Origin of the sequence: Paenibacillus polysaccharolyticus, from assembly GCF_023714295.1 — a bacterium.
GTDB classification, from domain to species: domain Bacteria; phylum Bacillota; class Bacilli; order Paenibacillales; family Paenibacillaceae; genus Paenibacillus; species Paenibacillus polysaccharolyticus_A.
The window spans coordinates 90296-114488 of the sequence record NZ_JAMAUN010000005.1 but is presented as its reverse complement, the minus strand read 5'-3'; the positions used below and the strand labels follow the sequence as shown (position 1 = coordinate 114488).

Below are 24193 nucleotides of genomic sequence, written 5' to 3'. Positions count from 1 at the left end.
TAACGTAATTTAATCTAACTAATCAAACAAAAAAGTGAACGTTTTCACATCTGGCATTAATCTTTTATCGTATGGCACCTTAACATAATCTCACGATCTACGACGAAACCAACATCAAAAAAAAAGCAAAAAAAGGAGGCAACCCGCGCACGGGCCACCTCTAGATGGCTGATATCAGTTGAAATTCTGTTTTACGTTCCCCGTCTTATCTCTCTAATCACGGCTCTCTAATTAAGCCTCGCTAACTTCAGCCCCTCCCCTTACCACCTGTCCCTTTTTCTAACGATCACCAGAGACGCTATTTGGGCAGAATCACACCGTTTTATTTTCTAACGATCACAGGGAACCCTATTTTGAGAAAAGGAAGTGAAAACAGGCGATAAACCTATGTTTTTTGCGAAATAAGCTCCCTGGTGATCGTTAGAATTCCAGAGGACCCTATATCACTCCAATAAGCTCATCTGAGATCGTTAGCGTTGTTAAGTTATCGGAGGAATACTCCCATCCAATCCTACGCCTTGTAAAAAGGGTTCCACCCTTGGCCTTTGCCCGATGGCATCGCGCCTGGCACACCGTCCGCCTCAAGCAGCGGACGGACAACTAACTTCACAGGCCACGCCTCGCTCTCGAAGATCACGCGCTCCAGCGTGGACCGATCCGTCTCGGGAAGCTGCACCTCGTGCAGTGCTTCCCGCCAGGCCTGCTCCGTGATCTCCCAGAACTTCGTTTCCGGGATGTTGTACACTTCGCTCATCGCTTCCATGATCGAAGCCAGATTCACCTGCGTCCCAAGGGACTGCACATAAAAGATCAGCTTCTGGATCGTCTCATTATAGAGACTGTTCGAATACCCCGGACGAATATGATATCCCGGATCAGCAATTCCATGTTTGTCCAGATACGGTTGATGCAAACGCACAGAGTCATGATCCCGGAATAATAGTCCCTCCACCTGATTATGCTCCAACACCAGACAGCAGTTCTGACCATGAATCTCCGGTACAACCCCCACCTTGAACAAACGCATCACGATATCATAGAATGTAGTCGCAATTTGATTGTAGAACTCCAGAACATCTTCTACACTCAGATTCCTGCCCATGATTTCGGTGAGCAGATGGTGCCCATCCAGATTTACGCCGAGTGCAGCCATCGGCACAATTTTGTAGCCATCATCCAGCAGTTCGGCGGGATAGACACGAATCTGTGCTGCCAGATGCCGCGGGTGATCGTCGAACAATCCCATGGACTCCGGCATGAAGCCCCACCAGTTCTGCTCCTCACACATGTACACGTTCTCTTTCAATGTCTCGTCACAAGCCACTGCCTGCCTTAACATCTTCTCTCCCACAAGTCCATTCAGCAGCTTAACAACCGGAAGATATCGCGCGGCACCGAGCGACAGCACACTAACGGGCAACTTGAGCATGAGTGCAGACTCAGCCGTTTGAGCCATCGACCGCAGAGATGACGTAGCAAATACATCTCCAATCTGCGCATCCAGCACCACAACGCTGCCTTCTACGATTTCTTTCGTAAATCGCGGCAAAATGATGTGTTCCAGCTGCCAAGGATGCACGGGCATAGGCAAGTACTCGTCCATCGACAAACCTCTGCGAGAGCATTCAGCCTGAACTTCCTCTCGCTGAGCATCATACAGCATATCCAGAATCGACAAGCCGTCTTCACATCCCTGTTGCACAGCATCCCGCTTAATCGCTACCCAGCGCAATCGAATCTCCTTACCGAACTCAGCTGCGTATGTCTTAACATCTTCGGTCCTGAATCCAACCTTTGCTTTGGAAGAAGGATGGAACGGGCGATCCCGAAGCGCAGCAATACGCTCACTTTTCACAAACCATTCATATGCGGACTTCGGACGGTAAGCAGACAACGTCTGCACCTGATTCCAACCAAGTTCATAGTGCTCTACAGCCAGGTCCAAACTTGCCAGAAAATCTGCCACACCCGGCTGCTTAAATTCATCTTCGGATAACGCCCGTTTCAACACCGCACGCCCCACGGCCGCCGGAGTATCAAGCATCGTCCAGCTTCCATCCGAATATTGCTGATAGATCGGTGATCCCTGAACCCACTGAATGCCTTGTCTTACTCCGTTTTCAACTAGACAAATTACACCTTCGGTATGCAAACCCAGACTGAAAGGCGGCGTAACAACGGACATATCCTGAGCACTAGCGTGATCCTCAGTAGAGTTACTCTCACTGAAATTATCCAGCGTAAAGTTATACTCATTGGAGTTATACCCACTCTTGTTCTGCTCATCGACAATGTCATGTACATGTTTCTTCGCGCTACCCTTTTCCCATTGAGCATACCCCTGATATAACTGTCGAAGCTGTGCAGGTGCAGTAGCAAAATCAACAAAACGGTGACCTTGCAGTGGAAGTAACTGCTCAGCGAGCAGGCTATTCATCAGATCGGACATCACCTGCTGTTCAGCAGTTTGCCGACTGGAACGTTGCATTAACGTTGACATGTTCATCACCCTCCATCAAATAGTGGAATGCCGGGTGCGGATGCCCCAGGAAATCATGATGCGAGATCGTCCAGGCGTACGCACCGGATTTTTCGAACACAATCACATCGCCGACTCTTAAATGGTCAATCTCTGCATCGGAGTGCATACGATCCTTCGGCGTACATAATTCACCTACAATATGAGCTCGCTCTCTCCGCACCTCAGGTCTTGTAAACTCATGCTTCCATCGATCCGTATATACAATGTGGAAGGGATGATTATGTCCCCATGATGCAGGCAGCCGATGATGATGTGTACCTCCCCTTAAAATGACAAACATCTGTCCGTGCGAACGTTTAATATCCGTTACCTCGGTTGCATAATAACCGTGATCTGCCACTAACAAGCGACCCGATTCAAAAAACAATTCTCCCCCTCGGGTAGCCAGACGATTTCTAGCTTCACTCTGCTGCAAAAGCGTGGTAAACAACGACCAGTCAAAGCCCGGACTCCCGTCATATGTCACACCAAACCCTCCGCCTGCATTGACCACGTCCACCTGCAAGTTATATTGCTGTTGCCAGCGCTCTACCTTTTGCAAATATAGCTCGATCATCTCGGCATGCAGTCTGGCGTCCATATTGTTCGACAGGGAGTGGAAATGGAATCCGCATAACCGAACCGAACCCGCGCCTTCCACACGAATCAGCTCCATCACTTCCTCCACCGCCTCTTCATCGATACCAAACGGACTTGGGCCACCGCCCATCACAATTTTGGTTTGTGGCAAGGTACTTCGCAAGTTGATGCGGAGCAGCACACGCACCTCGGGCTTCTGTTGCTCTCTCTCTTTGGCAATCGCAATGATACGGCGCAACTCCAGCAGGCTCTCTACATGGATATAACTCACGTTATGCTCGATCGCCAGCTTCAGCTCGCTCTCCTTCTTACCCGGGCCGCCAAACAGGATCGGAATTTCCTGGCTCACCGCCCGAACCTTGAGCAGCTCGCCAATAGATGCCACCTCGAAACCCTTCACGAGTGGAAGTAGCGCTTCAATAATACGTGGATCGGGATTGGCTTTGATGGCATAGAATAACTTCGTATTCCATGGCATCGTTTGCAACATGCCGCGGATCTGCTCCTGCATACCTGCCAGATCGTAAATGTACGCACAGATCGGTTCATGCTTTTGGCGTTGGATCACATCTAAGGCTTGCTGTACACTGGCTTTCATAACTGTTCACCTGCGCTTCCATAGTCATTCCGCTTTTGGGCGTAGGCTCGAAATGCCGTATTCCGGTCATCCCCCAGCACATAGATGTGCACACCACGCTCACGCCATACCGCCATATCTTCCATTCCTCGGGTGACTGTTGCATAAGGTACGCCGAATTGTTGCGCGTTCTCGTACAATACGCCTAGTGCTTCTCTCACATCCGGGTGGTTGGTCTGCCAAGGCACACCAAGTGATTGTGATAAGTCCGCTGCACCTTCCAGCACAAAGCTCACCTGCGGATGAGATAAAATCTCCGAGCTCTGACGTACCCCTTTCACACTTTCAATCATCGGCACGATCATCACCTGCGAGTTGGCTTCCGTAATGTATTCCGTTAGCGGAAATTTACCGAATACACCTGGACGCCCACTGTTAAGACTGCGCATACCCAATGGATGGTAATAGGCATGATGTACAGCTTCCTTCACTTGCGAGAGCGTCTCCACATGAGGAATCACGATCCCCTGTGCCCCGCAGTCCAGTACCTTCAGAATTACCGTGCGCTCGACCTTCGCAATACGTACAAGTGGTGTAATACCAACCAGTTCGGCGGCTCTTATCATCTCTTCTACCGATTCCATCGACGTTGCCGTATGCTCCAGATCAATGATGACAAAATCATAGTTGGCATGACCAATCATCTCGATGATGATCGGGTGCGGAATCGATACAAATAGGCCAAATACCTGCTGTTTGCGAGCAATCTTTTCCTGAAGCGTATTCTTCCTCATCGGTTTGCTGCCTTCTGTTCGTCTTCTTCCTTCGGTTTGAGTTCATCCTTCCGTTCAAGCATATCCTTGGCTAGCCGGAGTGGATTTTTTGTTTTGCGGAAATATAACTCCCCATCCCCATACAAACGGCGCTTCGTCATCTCTTCAATCAGGGCATCCTCTGCCAAAAGATTAAACATGTCAAACCGCTCGGCATACTCGGGATGTTGCCGCTGATAATCCAGAATTACTCCAGCGCACAGCTTCCAAAACGTTTCTTCGGACAAACCATATCGCTCCAACGACAGCGCAATATCCGTCATGCAGATAAAAAAGAACGCATCGTACGTATAGTCGCGTACCTCCGACACATCCCCGGCATAGATGAACGAATATCGATTGAAACTGCGATGAGTTTCCGGTTCAGGATGCAGCTTCGGTGCACGTTCCGGGTGCAGCAACTGATCGGGGACATAACGAACGCCATCATGTAAATCTTTCAGGATGATGCGTTTCGGCAACTCGTTTTCCAGTACCAAAATGATATTCTGGGCATGGCATTCAAACGCAATTCCGTGCGCATACAAAAGATGAATGACAGGCAGTGTAAGTGTACGCACCAAGGCCTCTGCCCATGGCTGAACCCCATGACGCTCGATCGCCTCCTGGATAAAAGGAACTCCGTTTCGTTGCACCAACATGAGAGCATTCAGTGGCCAAGCCATCTCGCCTGCATTCAGGTGAACGGATACATTTTCACGCCAGATCGCACCCAGGGTGCCATAAGCGCGGCCGTACTGCGTAACAGGTAATTGTTCGTAACGAAACGACAGACCCATGATTTCTTTTAAAATGGCAAACTGCTCGCGCTGCAACAGCTCATCTTCACGTATCAATTGACCCAGCCAGTCGCTAATCAGGGGTGCGTTTTGCGTTGTATGTTGGGCGAGAATACGTGTGCTAGACGTATTTGTAATACTCAAAGCCAGCTTGATGTAAGGTGCTTCTGGATTTTCCCGATTGGAGAGGGAACGAATGGATTGTTGCGCACGATAGGCTGAGGCCGAAGCCCCCAGATATATGATGTCTCCATCCATTAGTTGTTTGGCAAATATAGATTCGACCGCGTGCTCCCACTGCCACGGATGAATCGGAATGAATACGTAAGCATCCATATGTAAGGAAGCCGTTTTGTCCGAAATGACCTGACGGAATTGCTGCAAATCTTCCCTGGTCAGATGCTGTTCCAGCAGTGCTGCCAGATCATATCCATCGGAAATAGCCGCTTGAGCCAATTCTTTTCTCACCGCAACCCAAATGAGTGGAACGTCGGCATTGAACTCGGGGCCGTAGGCGAGATTGTCTTTCAGCGAGAATCCTAACCTGGACTTGTAGCTTGGATGATACAGATGACCATCAGTCATGTGACTTTCCAGCGCATCGTAGTGACGATCCCCTGCCGGAATGCGAAGAGGCAGCAAAGCCCGGCACTGACTGTCTTTCGCCATCGTTTCTTGCAATTCCTGAACAAATGCCGTCAGCTTTGCACCCTGCAAACGATTCAGCACCATCTCTTCCAAAAACACATCCAGATCCGTGCAGACAACGCCTTCGCGCTTGATCGACCCGACCTTCACCTTCACCCGTGCAAACGAAAACTTCTGCTCTGCGTCACACGTATACACCACGGATTCACCAGTTGCAGTAACACCGCAGGTCGACCACTCACTCCCGTTCAACTGACGATCCAAGATATCTTCGAACCACATCGCTTCCAGCGCCTGGCGTATGATCCTTTCCTGAACTTCCACATATACAGGGACTGCGTTGTCATTTGGCGTTCTAAGTCCTTTTTCCACAATTTGTGATTGGTGTGATTCATTAGATTGGGGTGATTCGTGTGATTCATTAGGTTCGTTTTGTTCGTTTTGTTCGTTTTTTCCGCTTCGTTCACTCGTGCTGTTAATCTTATTTGTTCCACTTGTTCCGCTTATTTCAGTTGTCTCTGTTTTTAACATTTCTGCTGGTTTACTTTCCTTCTTCTCTTCTGCCTCATTACCGATTTTCGCGAATCTCACGTGCTTCACTCCCTAAACGTTTCATGACGTTACCTACCGGCACATAAGCCGGAGTTTGACTAATGCCCGTGAGACAACTCACCAGATTTTGTTTGGCCAGAAAAGCGTCTGCGGTCAGCAAATGCTCCACATAAGCGTTACCTGTTCGTGCCCATTCTTCCTCAAGCACCTCACGTACCTGCATCCAGAAGTATTCCTCCGATACGTTCACATCCCGAGCCAATACATGAATTAACGAACCCAGATGGTTTACGATAAAATAATACGAGGTTCGCGCCCATGCCTTCTCACGCGAATAACGTAACAGCTCGGACACTTTTGAACTTAGAATCTCCCTTTGCTCATGCCGCTGCCATCCATCCACTAGCTGCTCATCTACACTGACCCCTTCCAGATCACGTACGATAAAAGCAACCGGCATGCCTTGCTCCAGCGTCACTAACGTATTCTGCAAATGGGCTTCAAAATGAATGCCTTTCTCTCCAGCCGCCCGTACAAGCGGCAACAGTGAACAGTCCAAGTATCGTGACAACCATTGCTCTACCTTGTCACGATCAACGACATCGGCATCATCCTGTCTACCACACAGCATGGTCACTAAGCGGGATGGTGCTCCTGGCAATGGCGACTCCACCAGACTGGACAATACATAGGTACTCGCAGCGTCGAACTCAATCGGACGATAAGCAACGGTGAATAATCGGGTAAGTTCTTCGTCCTCAAACTTACATGTCGCTACACCTGTCTCATATGCGATATGGGTACAAGGCTCCGCTTCGAAACAGCCCTGTTGCCACACATAATTGGACGCATCCAGTGTCCGCCGCATCTGCTCGGCACTATTGGTGCGAATCATATTCGTAATCTGCATATGCAGCGACAGCTTGATGTTGCAGTTCCAGTCCGGAATGTATACTGTACGTACGGAAGAAGTCGGATAGGCAAGGGGCCCTGCATGGCCGAGCAACAATATCTTTTCTTCAACGATATAGGACTGCAACTCGTCCAGACTGGAGATATACGCATACTGCCACGGATGGATTGGCACAATCCCATACATGGCCAGCTTTTCTTTGGATACAGACCATTCATGGCTTCCTAGAAGCTGATGCAGATCCATTTTGTCCGCATGTTGTACCCATTCCTCTGTATACACATCCTGCCTTACGGCGATGTAACAGAGCTGAAATGAGGTTCGAAGTTCTGGACTGTATCGCTGTACATCCGTGGCAGTGAAACCCCTGGAGTTTTTGGGAAAAGGATGAAACGGGTGACCGTACAGCAGGGATTGTTCAGAGGTAATATAGTCATATATCCCGAGATCGGACGCCTGCTCCATGTACAAGGTCATATTAGCCACACTGTTCTCCACTTTTTGAGTAAATTCACGAACGCGTTCGGCTCCCCGACCTTGATCTCCACTAATTTCAGACGATATCCAGCGTACCAGATCCCGGCTATGCACGGCTTGTCCATTCCAGTTCATGCTGAGATATTCATGCTCCCCCATCGCCGAGTAGTAGGATAGCAACCCCATCACGCTTACACGGCTGGTTGGAAAAGCAATCGTATACGTCAGCGTATCCGGGTTAAGCTGCATATGTTCAGCTTTTTTCGGCCCAAGCTCACGGATATAACAGTTCAGTAGCAACTTGCAGGAATGCTCATCGGCCTGTTGCTCCGCCTTGGACCGGAGTTTGTTTTCCATTTTGAACAATGAAGCCAACCTTCTTTCGAGTTATAAGTAAGACTAGAGGTAACGTCAGCAGAATGGCACAACCAAGACCTACGCATATTTCTTTAACGGCTCCCCATTTCGCTAACTCAATCGATCTTCCATGTTCGGCGAGCCATTGCCAGCGCATATCGTAATACAGCGTCATGCCCATGACTGCAAACGATGAAGCCAGTCGTTCAACCGTTGTGGACAGCACCGATCCTTCATGCATGTCTTCCTCAGGTAACGCCTGCAGTCCGATTGCAGAAATGCTCATACCGGACAGTCCTACGCCAATGCCCCGGCACGCCATGAGCACCCCGATGATCCATATGGACGCCCCCATGGGCAGAAAGGCAAACGTCAGAATAGATATCGATACCAGCAATGTGCCCCAAGCGATAAACTGAAGTGACCTCCCGCGATCCAGCAAGTTTCCTCCGATCCACATGAACAGACTCGTAGAAATGGAGAGCGGAATGAACAAGGCACCGGAAAGCGCTGGAGACAACTGAAATACCTCCTGAAAAAGCAGGGGAACCGCAAAAATCACGCCAAACATGACACAATCCTGAATCGTAGAGATCAGAACGGTAAGAGGAAATACACCTTTTCTCCGTAGCAACGAATAACGTATCAGCGGTTCATCACGTGTATTTTCAACCTGGATAAAACGAATAAGAAGCACTAGGCCAAGCACAATCAGTGTCCATGATATCCATGGAGCTACTGCTGGGCTGGCGTACACCTGTACGCCCAGACTGAGTGCACCCACTGCGCTAACAAGCCGTATCACACTGGATGGATGCCACTTTTTCCTGCGAGCAGGTGTGTAGGCTTGAATCACTCGTCCACAGCCGATCAATGAAAAAACAGCCAAGGGTACATTCAGCCAGAACAGCATCTCCAGCCTTCCATACTGAATGATAAATCCGCCAAGGGTCGGTCCAGCCGCAGGAGCTAGCATCAGCAGCAGTCCCCATGCACCCGTAATGCGTCCTCGAACCTCCGGGCCGTAGACATCGAACAGCAACACAAGGGATAAAGGAATCATCAGGCCAGCTGCCACACCATGCATGAACCTTACAAGTAGCAATACTTCAATATAGGAATGGAGCAATGCACCGAGCACCGAAAATACTCCATAGATGCAAATACCGAGCATATAGGTCCGCTTACGCCCCAGCCGATCTACGACTAGGGAAGCCAGCGGCATCGTTAATGTCATGGCGAGCATATACAGGGCAATGATCCAGCCGCCCGCCGTGGCGGAAATGTCATAATATTCGATAAAATACGGGATCAGCAGGTTAAAGGCACTGTTGGTAAGCACAAGCGTGAAGGCTCCCAGCAGAATGGCAAGTAAAACCGCATGCCGCCGAAGCAGTGATACACTCAGCATAAAGTTGGCGTTAATGCAATGGCTTCCGATACGGATTGTTCAAAGATCGCCAGTACCTCGCCTGCTTCCTTCTCCGTAATATTCAGCGGCGGCAAGAAACGCACAACCGCAGAATGACGTCCGCCAACTTCCACAATGAGTCCATTACGGAAACATTGCTGCTGTATAATGGACGCTAGTTCACCATGCTGTAGATAATGTCCAAGACGATCCTTACCCCCTTGCGGGTTAACCACTTCAACACCGATCATTAGCCCGCGGCCACGAACATCACCAATTTCGGCAAAACGGCTTTTCATCGCCTGTAACCTTGCCATGAACTGCTCACTACGCAGATGCACGTTCTGCATCACATTCTGCTCCCGAATATAACGGAGCGTAGCTAGACCTGCTGCCATGGCCAGCTGATTGCCACGAAATGTGCCCGTATGCGCACCGGGTTTCCACTGATCCAGCTCCTCCTTATAGATCACAACCGACATGGGAAGACTGCCACCTACGGCTTTTGAGCAAATAATGACATCAGGCACAATGCCCGCATGTTCAAACGAAAACATTCGACCCGTACGTGCAATGCCAGTCTGCACTTCGTCAATAATGAGCGGAATATTTCGTTCCACAGTAATTCGGCGTAACTCTCTCAGCCACTCAATATCTGCAGGAATCGCTCCACCCTCGCCCTGTACCGTTTCTACGATCACTCCGCACGGTGCAGCTATTCCGCTCTCGCAATCATCCAGTACATTCTCGATATACTGTGCACTTAATCGGGCAGTCATGCCTTCACCAACACCAAACGGACAACGATATTCATAGGGAAATGGCAAGAAATGCACATCCGGCAGGAGACTTTGCAGGTTTTCCTTTTTACTCAAATTGCCGCTCATCGACATCGTCGCTTGGGTTGAACCGTGATATCCACCTTGGAAAGCCAGAATGGACTTCCCGCCTGTAGCATGCTTCACCAGCTTAATTGCGGCTTCGACCGCATCCGCTCCCGTTGGGCCGCAGAACTGAATTTTGGATGTATTCCGCATCTCTTCGGGCAGTAAAGAGAATATCTCTTGCATAAACGAAAGCTTAAGTGGTGTGGCCAAATCGAGTGTATGTAATGGAATCTGCTGATCCAGAACATCCCGAATAGCACCAATGACTGATTCATGGTTATGTCCAAGCGCGAGTGTGCCCGCACCTGCCAAACAATCGTAATACTCACGGCCTTCCGTATCCGTGATCTTGATGCCTTGAGCTTTGCTGATGACGAGCGGGAAATGCCGTGGGTACGCTCGTGCGTTGGACTCCTTCTCGTTCTGCAGCTTCAGGTATTCCGTCTGAACCTCTACTGACATAACTCTCTAACGCTCCTTATCATCGATTCAGGCCCAATTGCCTGTACATTCGTTATTGAATAATGCTAAGCGCTAACTCTGACTGAGATATTCCAGATACTGCCGAACAACGTCTCGTGTCGTGCCGCCATGTGGATACACATGGTGAGTGAGATCTGGCAAGGCGTTGACCTCCAGAATGCCTCCCTGTTCCGTTGTAATAGGTACTCGAATGTCCTTACAGCGAACATCGATACCTGCAACGTCAATCTGGAGCGCTCGGGCTGCCTGTATCATCATGCGGGCATTATCCGGGTGAATGTCATCCGTACAATCGCTGTAAAATTCACTGATCTTTCCGGCTGCCGAATTACGGAGGTCATACAGTTCAATCTCCTGATCCACAGGAGAGACGTCATTCAAAGCAAGTCCTTGCTTACGCAATGTATCCAGCAGATGAGTATTTTCTAGGTCAATCGCGGGGAAAGCTTCGTACACACCAATCTCTGTGTCCTGCATGCGGTTCCGGTTCAGCATTTCAATCCGTTCACGGACAGACGAACTGCCGTTACCCGTCACATACACAGGACGGTATTGGTTAACCGCCGCTACCTGTCCGTTGATAATCAGCACCCGGTAGTCGGTTCCAATGACATATTGTTGCAGCAGTATGCTACTGCCATATTGGGTTGCGAGATGAATTGCCGCTTCCAGCTCAGCAACGGTGCGTACATCCAGCGTAACCCCCTGACTGCTGCTCGAATCCAGCGGTTTGACTACGATGGAACTGTATTGATGAAGGAAAACTTCGGCCTCTTCTCCCATGGCCGCTACAACGATATGAGGAGGAACTGGCATCCCCTGTTCATGCAGGATCAGATTACATGCCTGTTTATTCTTGGCAAGCAGTCCAGCGATCAGCGGTAGCCGGTGAGTTCTCGTTTTGTTAATGATGATCTGTTTGTGCTCCAAGGACAGTTTTAGAAAATCCTCACAACCATCCACCAGCAACTCGCACCCGATCCCCATCTCTCTTGCTTTGTTCAGAATCAGCCGATTCTGTAGATTCTCAAAACCTTCTGGAAATACGGAACATTTGGAACGAAGTAAATTCATATCCGACCTTCCTATCGGTTGATTTTATTGATAATGATTATCAGTATCACACAAAATCTATTTTATGGTAATTATTCACCCGTTGTCAATATGAAACTTTTCAGGGAAAAAATATCTTTATTTCAGAAGGGTATTGGCATTGTAATCGTGGAGTATTGGCATACTTAGGCATAACAAACAAGGCAAGCTATGGAGTTTCCAAATCCTCTGCTTGCCTGTTTCGTTATCCACATGACAATAAATTGATGGTACTGAGGAATAATTTGGGGGATGGATGGCCGTAAGAACATGACGTATACGGCTGTGTCCATGATGCTATAAGAATCGTAGCATTTGCCAAAAAGGCATAGCAAACGTACCGATTCAGCATTACGGGTATCTTTGACCAACAGGTGCCTCGAAGCTCTTGTTTATCAAGCCATCTGTGTATAACGTTGCTGCGTTTCATGCAGCTTCCTGCCTCTTCCGTGCGGGATACAGGTGGGTGTACCGAATAACGGATCTACAGCAATGTCACACTCCATCTGAAAAACGTTTCGTACGAGATCACGAGTGATGATATCCTCCGGTTTACCCTCTGCGTAGATGGACTTGTTGTGCACCGCAACGATATGATGTGCGTATCGACAAGCCAGATTCAAGTCGTGAAGCACCATCACGATGGTACGCCCCTCCCGTTCATTTAATTCAAACAGCAGATCCAGAATATCAATCTGATGTGTCATATCCAGATACGTTGTAGGCTCGTCCAGCAGCAATGTTTCTGTACCTTGTGCCAAGGTCATCGCGATCCATGCGCGTTGACGCTGACCACCGGATAACGCATCAACAGGACGATCTGCAAGTTCAGTCAGATGTGTAGACGCAAGAGCCAGTTCAACCATGCGCTCATCCTCACGCGACCATTGTTTAAGCCATGTCTGATGAGGATAGCGTCCTTGACGAACCAGCTGATTCACGGTCAAACCTTCCGGTGCCGTCGGTCCTTGGGGCAGAATAGACATGCGTCTTGAGATTTCTTTGGTGGGTAGCTTTGCAATCTCTTCACCATCCAATAGCACAGTGCCTGAACTGGACTTCAGCAGTCTTGCCATCGTACGCAGCAGCGTCGATTTGCCGCAACCATTACTGCCGATCAGGACTGTAATCTCTCCCTTCGGAATGGTCAGGTTCAAGTTTTCTATAATCGGATCTGCTCCATAAGAGATGGTAAGCTGTTTGGCTTCCAGAATACTCACGGCTCTCTCCTCCTCAATAATGGTTTCGATTCTTAAATAATAGATACAGAAAAAACGGTGCACCAATTCCTGCGGTAAATACGCCTGCAGGGATATCCAGCGGCAGAAATGCCGTTCGGGCAATGAGATCGGCTGTACATACCAATAAAGCACCTACAAAGCCGGATACCAGCAGCAAACTTCCAAACATCCGCCCTACCAGTTTTCGTGCAATATGAGGAGCAATTAAACCCACAAAGCCAATCGTACCTGCGACAGACACAGCAATCCCGGCGAGAAGCACACTGCATAATAACAAGGCAGATCGATGCCACTGCACCGTAACGCCAAGCCCTGTGGCAAGGTCATCTCCGAACTCCTGTGCATTCAAACTGCGACCAAACCACATGGCGAGGGGCAGAACGATGATAATCACAGGTAATATCGTCTGAATATCTGTCCATGTGGCTCCATAGATGCTGCCAGTTAGCCAAATATAAGCCTGACTTGCTGTATAGAACGGGCTTAAAATCAACATAAAGGTCGTGCCAGCGCCCGTTATAGCCGATACGCCTATACCGATCAGCACCAGCCGGATCGGACTGACTCCTTTTTTCCAGGCCAAGATATAAATGATGAATGCTGTTACCATCGCACCGATGACCGCAAAGAGTGGTAGCAATTTAATGCTTACGGCTCCACCCAGTAATGTTACAAATCCTACAGCTGCCACTGCAGCACCACCCGTTATACCGATGACATCAGGTGAGGCAAGTGGATTACGGATAATTCCCTGGAGCAGTGCTCCCGACATTCCCAGTGCGGCCCCGACAAGCAGAGATAACAACACACGTGGAAGCCTGAGTGTCAGCACGACGAAATCATGCTCTCCTGCATTCAGTCCAAAGATGGTGCGAAGGACGTCCAGTGGAGAAATAAAGTCACTGCCTAAGCTTGTTCCGACTACCCCTGCTACCAGAAACAGAAGGACACATACAGCGATGACCATCACGGACTTACGTTCCACTTGAATGGAAACAGTATCTTTTTTATTCCGATATGTCAGCATCTTCCTCATATCTTCGTCACCCCCTTCCGGGCGATATAGATGAAGAAGGGTCCGCCGATTAATGCCGTCATTACACCCAGCGGAACTTCCTGCGGTATAATGACCAGCCTTGCTACGACATCAGCTGACATTAGCAATATCGCTCCACCCAAGAAGCAATACGGGACAAGCCAGCGGTAGTCATTGCCAACAAATGCACGCATGATATGTGGTACGACCAGACCCACCAAACCTATGGAACCGGCAACTGCTACAGAACCACCCGCGAGTACTACCGTAACGATTCCCATCATCACTTTCACCAGAAGTACGTTCTGTCCCATGCCTTTGGCAATGTCATCCCCTGTTAATAACAAATTGATAGCTCTCCCCATAAATAACGACACCACTGCGGCTACCGCCATATAAGGTAGAACCGGATAGAGAATCTCCAGTGTTCGTCCACTTACCGAACCGGCAAGCCAGAACAGAACATCCTGCAGTCCCGTGCCGTCCAGCACAAGAATCGCTTGGGTGAAGGAGGCGAACAAGGCTGAAATAGCGGTACCCGCTAATACAATTTTGATTGGCGTCAGGCCATCACGCCCCAGTGAACCCAAACTATATACAATAGCTGCTGATATGGCTGCCCCGGCAAATCCAAACCACATCATCGTGGTCAAGGATGAAACGGACAGTACAACAACAGCAATAACAATGAAAAAAATGGCGCCTGAGTTAATTCCGAACACACTCGGGGATGCCAGCGGATTACGCGTCAGTGCCTGCATCAGTCCGCCTGCAACAGCCAGACTTGCCCCTACAACAGCCGCAATAATCGTGCGTGGCAATCGCTCTGTCAGAAGCACCACATGCTCTACTGATGTTTCATCATAGGACTGAACCGCATCCCACAACATATGAAACGTAATCGGTGTGCGTCCCAGAATCATGCTGGCGGTTGCAGCGACTAGCATAAGAATGAACAAACCAACTAACCCGTATATTTTCGCACTTGCCTTGGTAAAAAGGGGAAACATACTCTCACTCTTTCATCTATGAAGTGAAACAGGACCTGCCTGCCCATACACTTTGCTAACGAAAGTTCTGGTGCATGGCAGATCCTAATCCGGTTATTATTTATTCAGGTTGAACAGCTTGTATAGATCGTCCAGCATCATATTGGCTGATGTATATCCGCCTGCCATGTTCCAGGCTACCTCATCGACCTGGTACAGCTGATTGTTTTTCACAGCATCAAGGTTTTTCCAGAGCGGACTGCTCGTCCAATCTTTATAATTTTTCTCGATCGCAGCCGTATCCGTACCTGAATTGAAATTAAAAATCATGTCTGCATTCATATCCGGAATGGCCTCTTTGGATGTCAGTTCAACACCCCATTTATCTGCATCATGGCCCGCTGGTCTTGTAAATCCAAGTTCCTTCAGAATTTTACCTGCATAACCCATGTAGAAAATACGAACCTGATCTGCTCTGAAGTTAGTAATGGTTGCTTCAATCGGCAGACGGTCACCCATTTTCTCTTTGAAATCCGCTACGCGTGTCTCCCAATCGGCAAGTAGCTTATTCGATTGCTCTGTTTTGTTCATTGCTTCCCCGACCATCTTCAATGTTTCTTTCCAATCGAACAGCGTTTCGGTCACGACCGTTGGTGCGATCTGGGACAGCTGATCATAGATTTCTTCATCTCTAATTTTGGTAGCAATAATAAGATCAGGCTTCAACTTGTTGATTTCTTCCAGATTCGGCTGGGATTCCTGACCTACTTGCGGTACGCCATCCAGATCTTTACGCAGATATTCATATACCGGCTGCTGCACCCATGATTCCACGACACCTGCCGGTTTCACGCCAAGTGCAACAACGACATCATTCGCACCTTGGAACAGTGTCACGATTCGTTGCGGAGTTCCCGTGATTTTTGTTTCCCCCATGGCATGTTTGATTACCCGAGTCTCGTCTGTAGCTTTGACCGCTTGATCTCCATTCGTGCTACCTTCAGCACTTTTACCACTTGTTGCTGAGCTTGCTGTATTGGTTGTACCCGCACTTCCCCCTGAAGCACAGCCAGCCAGCAGCGAAATCATAAGAATAAGTGATGCATAAATATATACCTTTTTACTGAATCGAAACATGGAACCCGTCTCCCCTTTTCGTTCTAAATGATATTGAATCTCATTATCAATTGTATTGTAATGGAGTTGGGTGATTTAGACAAGCACTTATTTGGAAAAATATTTACGATTCATATCCAGCTTCATTTATTCTATAAACGCCGCTATAAAAGCAAATTTCAGGTTAATACATATAATATAAATCGATATTATCCAACGTTGGTGTAACCACTTATGTCAATTGTCACCTACTTCTTCTGGTCCAAATACAACTTGAACTATCCTTCTATTTCATGATGTGACGGTATACAAGTAAATTAATATTTATACATAAAAGTCTTATATTTATGAATAATTTGACCGTACTTTGTACTTTTCCTACTTAGAGTCGGCTCATATAACTCATCATTTATTCCTAAATTATTCCTGTAAATGAATCTCTTCTTATGTTAGATTATCCCTTGGAATAAAATCACAAATAGAGACAGGGGACGGACATTATGAAAAAGCATTGGATTCTTTCGATCCTGATGAGTATGGCGTTGATCGGCGGCATAGTTCTTCCAACAGGGCATTACGCTGCGGCAGCAGACAATTCCACTGTGATTTCGGACGAAGTAAACACGGAAGAGACAATCAACCAGGAAGAACAGGAACTTACGGCGGATGACCAAGATTTTCTGGATTATTTAGATGCATTGGAAGCAGCGGCTGTTTATGAAACGAAAGCTATAAACGCCATAGGCGGAAACACATACATCACCTCTGCCAATCGCAAATCTTTCTTTTTGACGTTAAACAACACAGCTATCCCGAATTACACAAAGTATGTTTCCATGCTGAAGCAGATCAAACCGGAGAATACGGAGTTGAAAAAAATCCATGACAAATTGATTAGAGGCAGCTACGCACAACTGGAAGGTTATCAGTTGTTCAAAAAGGCCGTGTCTAAAACAACAATAAACCGTACGTTCCTCAAGCAGGGCAATGACAAGGTTGCTGCGGGTAAGAAGAGCATCGAGCAGTACCTCAAAGAAGTTAAGACATACGGAGAACAACTGGGATTCCAGATGTAATATACTCGGCTCCATAATTAATTGATAATTAAGGAAAAAAAGTGTTTTCTTTTGCAAAAATAATTCGTATAATAACCGTATAATCAAAAGGCTATGCTGCCGAAAGGTACAACCTCGTGAACATGAGAGGTTGTGCCTTTTTTGCGTTTTCTACGCGTTTTTCACGGCATTCTCTAGCCCTATTTTGCATTTAACCATGTGACAAGGAGTGATATCTATGATTTTAGAAGCCATTTATCATCGTCCCAAACTGAACTGGTCTTATGCGTATAATCGCACAACCATGCATATTCGCTTGCGGTCCAAACGGGGAGATTTGGATGCCGTCATTGCGATTACAGGGGATAAATATGCCTGGGATCGGACGATCACACATATTCCTATGCAAATTTTCGCCCGGGACGAAATGTTTGATTACTGGGAAGCCGAGACATCTCCGCCTTACCGCAGACTTCGTTATGCCTTTCAGCTAATCCAGGGGGAAGATTCTGTGTGGATGACAGAGCGAGGATTTGAACAGGCACTGCCGGATCATCCGCTGGAAATGTTTGATTTTCCATTCATGAATCCGGTTGATATTTTTGAACCGCCTGCCTGGGTTAAAGATGCTGTATTTTATCAAATTTTCCCCGAACGTTTTGCGAATGGCGACCCATCTCTAACGCCAGCAAACGCTGAGTCTTGGGGCGGTACGCCTACACCTACCAATTTCTTTGGCGGAGACCTGCAAGGCGTGATGGATCATCTGGATCATCTTCATAAACTCGGGATCACAGCCATCTATTTCTGTCCATTGTTCGAGGCCACGACCAACCATAAATACAATACCGCGGATTACTTGAAAGTTGATCCTCAGTTTGGCACGAATGAACAATTGAGAATGCTAGTGGACGCATGTCATGCTCGTGGTATACGAGTCGTTCTGGATGCTGTATTTAACCATTCGGGAAGAGAGTTTCCTCCTTTTGTCGACGTAATGAAAAATGGCGCTAATTCCCCTTATGCGGACTGGTTCTACATCAAGGATTGGCCGCCACGGGTTGAGGATGGCATTCCAACCTACGAAACCTTTGCCTTTGAGCCGCTCATGCCGAAGCTCAACACGGAGCACCCGGATGTCAAAGCGTACCTGCTTGAGGTTGCACGCTACTGGATAGAGGAGATGGATATTGACGGTTGGCGACTGGATGTGGCCAATGAGGTGGATCACCAGTTCTGGCGTGAATTCCGTCAGACGGTCAAAGCAATCAAGCCCGATGCTTACCTGCTCGGTGAAATCTGGCATGATTCATTAATGTGGCTGCAAGGCGACCAGTTCGATGCAGTCATGAACTACCCTTTTACCAACTCCGTACTGGATTATGCCGTGCATGGCAAGCTGGATGGACTCGAATTCGCCAACGAGATCGGCAAACTGCTTGCTGCGTACTCCCAACCCGTTACCGAAGCAGCGTTTAACCTGCTGGGCAGCCACGATACGCCGCGGTTACTGACGTTATGTGATGGCGATATACGCAAAATGAAATTGGCTGTCACGTTGCTTTTCTCCTATCCGGGTGCGCCTTGCGTCTATTATGGGGATGAGGTCGGACTGGACGGTGGATATGATCCAGGTTGCCGCAAATGTATGGAGTGGGACGTGGGCAAACAGAACCGGGAACTGCTTGAATTTTTCATCCATACGATTGAGGTACGGAAGAAACATCCAGCTTTGCGCAGCGCGGGGTTAAAGATTATGTATGCCGAAGCAGGTGATCCTTGCCTTGCTATGGAACGTGTGGATTCGGAGACGGGAGAACGTATGGTACTGGTGATCAATGCCAGTGATGAGCCTCGTACACTGGAGCTTGGATGGGGAGATCATAACGTATGGCGTGACTTGTATACTGCGGCTTCGGTTGAGGCAAGACAGAACAAGTTGACCTTGGAGCTCGGCGCATACGGCTTCTCTTTGTTGCAATGTGAGGCGAAACAGCCAGCAGAAGCATGATTTTGGTAAAGGGTAAAATTCCGAAGGGCTGAACGTGAATAACGTCCGGCCCTTTTTTGTATAAAAAGCACACCCTTACGTCTGAAGCAACGTCTCTCCTGTATGAACAAAAAAAACGCACATCCCTTCGGATTTATGCGTTCTCCAGTTCATGGATTGTATTGGATTCATCAGCCTGATCATCCTCTGATTAAGCGGTTATGCATGATCCGGCGGCGATCATACCGGCTTTCTGACCTTTTTCATACGGGAGCTGACCAACGCTTCCTCTGTAATCACAATTTTCTGCGGAATTTTGTATGCGGGTAGTTTGTCTTGGCAATAAGTCCATATAGCCCTGCGAAGCTCTTTCAGTGAACTAGGGCCCGCGAGTCGCACTGTCGCTTTCACCTGCTGGCCTGTTATCCCGCTCACTTCTCCCGTAACTACCGCCGCTTCAATGCCATCCATCTCTTCAAGCACACTCTCCACTTCAGCAGGGTACACTTTCCAGCCACCTACGTTAATAATCTCGGAACGCCGACCCAGAATGCGGATATATCCTTCCTCCACCACTGCCTCATCTCCCGTTCGCAACCAACCGTCTTCTGTAAAAGGAGACGGAGCATTCAGGTAACCCATCATCGCCGTTGCGGTATAAATCTGTAACTCTCCATCTACAACGCGACACTTCACCTCGTCATCCTGAATGGAAAATAACAGCGAACCCGGTTCTTTAGAACGTGTTGGTAAAATCCCCAATTCGGACATGCCGTAAGCTTGAATCGTCCTGATCCTCGGAAAGCGCCGGGTCCAGGCTTCCAAAACCGACTCAGGCATTACTTCCGAGCCATAAGAGACCACTTCCAGGCTGGAAAGGTCGTAATGCTCGTCTTGTTTTCCCAAAAGCATCAGATTCATAAATGTCGGGGATACGGGCAGCGCCTGTACACGATGTTTCTGAATGGTATGGCACACTGCCTCCGGAGTACGGTTCACCACAATACACAGGCACCCGCCGCTGGATAGCGATTGTAGCATGGTGTTCACCCCGCCGATGTGATCAAACATCATGAAGGGGATAGTACGCAGCGGACGCACCTGCCGCCGAAAGGCTTGTAACAACCGGTCTGCCCGGTGAACCGTCGCCTTACTTACTCCCGTCGAGCCTGAGGAGAACAGAACTAATCCGCCCACCTGCTCCAGTCTTAATTCAGTCAAAATGGACGGCATCGCTTCTTCTTCATGAGTCTCGCGTATCTGTCTCACCAAAAGCTTGCCTGCGTCTACACCCAAGCGTACAGCTACATGTGCAAGCTTTACGTACTCGTCCCGTTTCGCTTCGACCAAATTACGGTCGATCGGAAGTACGATGCACCCTGCTCCAAGCAATGCCAGCATTGCCGATGCTGCATAGGGAGAATAGTCCTCTTCCAATGTGACAACTTGCCCCGATATCCCCTCTCTCTCGATCCATTCTCCCATGAGAAAAATCTGACGAACCAGCCAGTCGTAACTGTACTCTTGATCCTCCCAAATAAACGCCGGGTGCTGCCCGTGAGCCGCAAATCGCTCTAGCAAAAAATCAATCACCTCACACCCTCCCCATCACTGCCCAAGGTCTGTTGCTGTGCAAGATAATTCACCAGCGAGCCGACCGTCTGATACGGGCTTTCCGGCAAGGAAGCAGCAGCAATCTCGGCGAGAGCGTTCCCCAGGCCTCTTCCCCAATGCTCTTCAATGCCCTGCTCTACTACAGCCAGTAAAGACACCAGTTCCAGTGAATTCAGTCGTCCATCCCGACCATATAGTGGTGCATTACCGCCCTCATCCAAGGCAATGAATGTGTTATGATACGCATTCAGCTCCCGGCAGCTATCCAGTACAATGCGCAGCAGAGCTGCCTTGTGTTCATTTTCGTTGTCTATACCTGTTTGGGATTGCCGCGGATATGTGGAAGCTTGAGGCAGTGCTTTTCTTAACGACGAATACCAGTTGTATTCATCTGCGGCTAGCTCTTGCACTACACCTGACAACTGAGCTTGCCACCCTTCACGCTGCTTCATCCTTGCCACCTGAAGCAAACGATTGGCCTTTTCCCATCGGAGAATGATGTTCTCATATTCCTTGGCGTATTGGTCAAGCGGCGCACCCAGCCACTCAGCAGACTCCTTGAGTACATCCCGGAAATAATATCGACTCCACCGCATATCAAAAAGCAAACCCGATATTCGCGCTTCGCTCTCTGCATTCCCTCCTAAATTTCCTTCCAGTGCATCGATCAGACTGGTAGAGACAGCATATCCAAAATAAAAACGCCGTGCTCCCTCCATGATCGTTCTACCTGTCAAAAATTCATGTACCTGAGTAGTCAATGCTTGGGCCAGCATCTCCCGGTACCCCTGCGAATCCAGCAGGACTTTGGCCTGAATATCCGTTGTTCCGTAGGTTCGCAGCGTCTCCTTCCGTTTAACCTCTGCAAGTTCAGGGATCGTTTGATGCCCTCTCCAAAAATCATGAAAAGCTGCATGTTCCACCTTGCCTTTAAACTTGTAAAACACAGGGTCGTAGACATACATATGGTCTTCATCCATGCCATACACGGCAAGCCAATGATCCATCAGGTAATGCCTTGAGCCTTGTTTGACATGTTTGTTAATATACTCGGGATTGTGATAGTCGTCGCAATAAGGCAGATGATAGCTGGTGCCTGTGGCCAAAAAAAGTCTGCCCGTTTCAAGCTGCCGCCGAATCTCTATTTTTCCTTCCTCAAAGCTGCCCAGCTCCCGCTGGTCATTGATCTTCCAGATCGGTTCCTCATAATCCAGCTTGTGAAAATAAGTCTTCACCAAGCCGTTATCTTCGCATGATGGCAGCGTATATAATCGGCTGGCAGCCAGCATGGCAAGACTTGAAACGGAACCCTGCCGCTCAAGCACTTCATGAATCAAGGGGAAATTGCATGGATAATAGTAAGGGATGTCCAGTGTTGGAGCGAAGGAATGGATTATCATTTGATGGAGCCTCCTATTTCTACTTTGGCAGATGCACTGCCCCAAGCCTGAATATGATAGTGGAGAGACATGTCTTCGGTTGCACGAAATACTCGATTGGCTATGGGATTGCCTTCCTGATCCGTCTCGAATTGCCGGAAACCACGGGTAAAACGGAAAGAGAAGCCACTGTCTCGCGGAATAAGATAACAGCCTTCATAGTGACCATCACCTGCATGCGTAAGCTTCATGCCCATCCCGCCGTAGATGAACTCTTCCCATGGCTCCGATGACCTGAAAGTTGGTGTAAGCTTTGCCTGCATACAGACTTGTACAACGGGGGTTAGTTCAGATATAATCCTGTAATCTCGTGTAGCCGTTAAATCACCCGATTCCAGCGTAATTGTAGCACTCCCTATGGCCTGAGGAATCAGCGTACCGTCTGCAAGAACCTGAAGAACTTCGGGATGACTTGAAACATACTCTCCGCTTAGTAAGTTCTGACTCAGACCGTTATCACACTGGAACCGCGCCTGAACCCTTACCTGCATTCCACCTTCTAGTCCGATGACATCTCTGCCATATAGCTCTAATGAAGTCGGTTGCCCTTCTTGGCCGAACATGTACAACAGGGGGAATTGCACACGTGCTCCCCAATCCGCTTCCTGATGGCAAGCGTCTGCCTGTTCGAAGTAAGCCAGCTTTTTTGCATCCGCTCCCCGATCCAGCATCTTCTGTACTACCCTTCTCACCTGTTCAAGCAAGAACAGTCCTTCGGTGTCTCCAATATCCACCCACATGTCCACATCCGGAATGGTATCCGGCAGTCGGTACATGTTTTTCTCCCGCAGTCCATTCTCAGCTTGTTCATCCAATTGTGCATCCACAAAGTACGGAGACATCATGATCAGCTTGCCAAACACATTGGGATGACGCATCCCGATATGCAAGGTGCATAATGCAGCTGCCGAGGAACCGAGTAATCCCGTATTATCTCTATCTCTCTTTGTCCGGTATCGCTGATCAATCATCGGTTTAAGCTCATCAATAATAAATTGCTCGTATTCAATTCCAGAGCCTCCTATGCCGGTTGCTTCCTGCTCAGCATCAACGTAGTGATAGAACTCGTTGCGGGTAACCGGACGAACGTGGGCAATCGCAACAATAATGATGGGTTCAATCCGGCCAGCAGAGATGAGTTCATCTGCTGCCAGGTCAAGTTGCCACGTTTCGTTTCCCGGACTGGATGGCCCAAAAGCCCGCTGTCCTGCATGAACGTACAACACCGGGTAATGCCGTTCAATCTGCTCCTCGTAACCTGGCGGAAGATATACGTAAATGTTTCTCTTATTGCCGAGCTGCGATGCCTGAATGTTTTTCAGACACGCTATAACCGATCCTGTGCTCACTGCCATCAACCGCCTCTCTCTTCCTTTTCCCTCAGGACAAACTAACTAAGCAAACCTCCCCCGGATTCTGCTGTGAATCCTAGGTGATAACAAACAACCCCGCCTCAGGAGAGACGGGGTTGTCCCGGATAGGTCAGCCGAATTACAAGCTGATCCGGAAAGCATAGCCCTTAATTTGATTGAATCTGCGAATAGTTTAAATCGAGCGGGATACTTTTGTAAATATAAAAATAG

17 protein-coding genes are annotated in these 24193 nt (G+C 48.5%); 2 read left to right on the top strand and 15 right to left on the bottom strand.

The genetic code is table 11. From position 1 onward, the window contains the following. Positions 1-511: 511 nt before the first annotated feature. The 12 genes from M3629_RS14780 to M3629_RS14725 form a co-directional block, all read right to left on the bottom strand. Entirely contained in the window at positions 512-2500 is a 1989-nt protein-coding gene (locus tag M3629_RS14780; protein ID WP_251507649.1) for an IucA/IucC family protein, read from the bottom strand. Beyond that, the gene (locus tag M3629_RS14775) at positions 2460-3719 is read right to left on the bottom strand and encodes a type III PLP-dependent enzyme (RefSeq protein WP_251507648.1); all 1260 of its coding nucleotides are present in this window, start codon (positions 3717-3719) and stop codon (positions 2460-2462) included. Before M3629_RS14775 ends, M3629_RS14780 begins: the two co-directional genes overlap by 41 nt. After that, complete coding sequence (locus M3629_RS14770) at positions 3716-4492, bottom strand: HpcH/HpaI aldolase family protein (RefSeq protein WP_251507646.1); 777 nt, start codon at positions 4490-4492, stop codon at positions 3716-3718. Before M3629_RS14770 ends, M3629_RS14775 begins: the two co-directional genes overlap by 4 nt. Then, the gene (locus M3629_RS14765) at positions 4489-6549 is read right to left on the bottom strand and encodes an IucA/IucC family protein (protein WP_251507645.1); all 2061 of its coding nucleotides are present in this window, start codon (positions 6547-6549) and stop codon (positions 4489-4491) included. The genes M3629_RS14770 and M3629_RS14765 overlap by 4 nt, the downstream gene beginning before the upstream one ends. Beyond that, on the bottom strand, positions 6527-8257 hold the full coding sequence (locus tag M3629_RS14760; RefSeq protein WP_251508124.1) for an IucA/IucC family protein: 1731 nt from the start codon (positions 8255-8257) through the stop codon (positions 6527-6529). The genes M3629_RS14765 and M3629_RS14760 overlap by 23 nt, the downstream gene beginning before the upstream one ends. Beyond that, entirely contained in the window at positions 8214-9668 is a 1455-nt protein-coding gene (locus M3629_RS14755; RefSeq protein WP_285888790.1) for an MFS transporter, read from the bottom strand. Before M3629_RS14755 ends, M3629_RS14760 begins: the two co-directional genes overlap by 44 nt. Then, positions 9662-11017, bottom strand: coding sequence for a diaminobutyrate--2-oxoglutarate transaminase (locus M3629_RS14750; RefSeq protein WP_251507641.1), 1356 nt, complete (start codon positions 11015-11017; stop codon positions 9662-9664). Before M3629_RS14750 ends, M3629_RS14755 begins: the two co-directional genes overlap by 7 nt. A gap of 72 nt (positions 11018-11089) precedes the next feature. Beyond that, positions 11090-12112 carry a hypothetical protein gene (locus tag M3629_RS14745; RefSeq protein WP_251507639.1) on the bottom strand — a complete coding sequence of 341 codons (1023 nt, stop codon included), beginning with the start codon at positions 12110-12112 and terminating at the stop codon, positions 11090-11092. Between the two features lie 413 nt (positions 12113-12525). Then, the gene (locus tag M3629_RS14740; RefSeq protein ID WP_145332999.1) at positions 12526-13350 is read right to left on the bottom strand and encodes an ABC transporter ATP-binding protein; all 825 of its coding nucleotides are present in this window, start codon (positions 13348-13350) and stop codon (positions 12526-12528) included. Positions 13351-13363: 13 nt separating this feature from the next. Then, entirely contained in the window at positions 13364-14407 is a 1044-nt protein-coding gene (locus tag M3629_RS14735) for a FecCD family ABC transporter permease (RefSeq protein WP_251507637.1), read from the bottom strand. Further along, complete coding sequence (locus M3629_RS14730) at positions 14404-15417, bottom strand: FecCD family ABC transporter permease (RefSeq protein WP_251507635.1); 1014 nt, start codon at positions 15415-15417, stop codon at positions 14404-14406. Before M3629_RS14730 ends, M3629_RS14735 begins: the two co-directional genes overlap by 4 nt. Positions 15418-15513: 96 nt before the next feature. Continuing rightward, on the bottom strand, positions 15514-16533 hold the full coding sequence (locus M3629_RS14725; RefSeq protein ID WP_251507633.1) for an ABC transporter substrate-binding protein: 1020 nt from the start codon (positions 16531-16533) through the stop codon (positions 15514-15516). Positions 16534-17012: 479 nt separating this feature from the next. Here M3629_RS14725 and M3629_RS14720 point away from each other — a divergent pair, with 479 nt between their 5' ends. After that, on the top strand, positions 17013-17588 hold the full coding sequence (locus M3629_RS14720) for a hypothetical protein (RefSeq protein WP_251507631.1): 576 nt from the start codon (positions 17013-17015) through the stop codon (positions 17586-17588). A gap of 217 nt (positions 17589-17805) precedes the next feature. After that, on the top strand, positions 17806-19578 hold the full coding sequence (locus M3629_RS14715) for a glycoside hydrolase family 13 protein (protein ID WP_251507629.1): 1773 nt from the start codon (positions 17806-17808) through the stop codon (positions 19576-19578). Positions 19579-19797: 219 nt separating this feature from the next. On the opposite strand, the gene M3629_RS14710 is transcribed toward M3629_RS14715, so the two are convergent. Genes M3629_RS14710 through M3629_RS14700 form a run of 3 tightly spaced genes read right to left on the bottom strand, consistent with a single transcriptional unit; the run spans position 19798 to position 23965 of the window. Next, the gene (locus M3629_RS14710) at positions 19798-21150 is read right to left on the bottom strand and encodes a class I adenylate-forming enzyme family protein (protein WP_251507627.1); all 1353 of its coding nucleotides are present in this window, start codon (positions 21148-21150) and stop codon (positions 19798-19800) included. After that, positions 21147-22571: a BtrH N-terminal domain-containing protein gene (locus M3629_RS14705; protein ID WP_251507625.1), complete on the bottom strand. Its 1425-nt coding sequence runs from the start codon at positions 22569-22571 to the stop codon at positions 21147-21149. Before M3629_RS14705 ends, M3629_RS14710 begins: the two co-directional genes overlap by 4 nt. Next, a complete protein-coding gene (locus M3629_RS14700; RefSeq protein WP_251507623.1) occupies positions 22568-23965 on the bottom strand; it encodes an alpha/beta hydrolase in 1398 nt (465 codons plus the stop codon). The genes M3629_RS14705 and M3629_RS14700 overlap by 4 nt, the downstream gene beginning before the upstream one ends. Between the last annotated feature and the right edge of the window lie 228 nt (positions 23966-24193).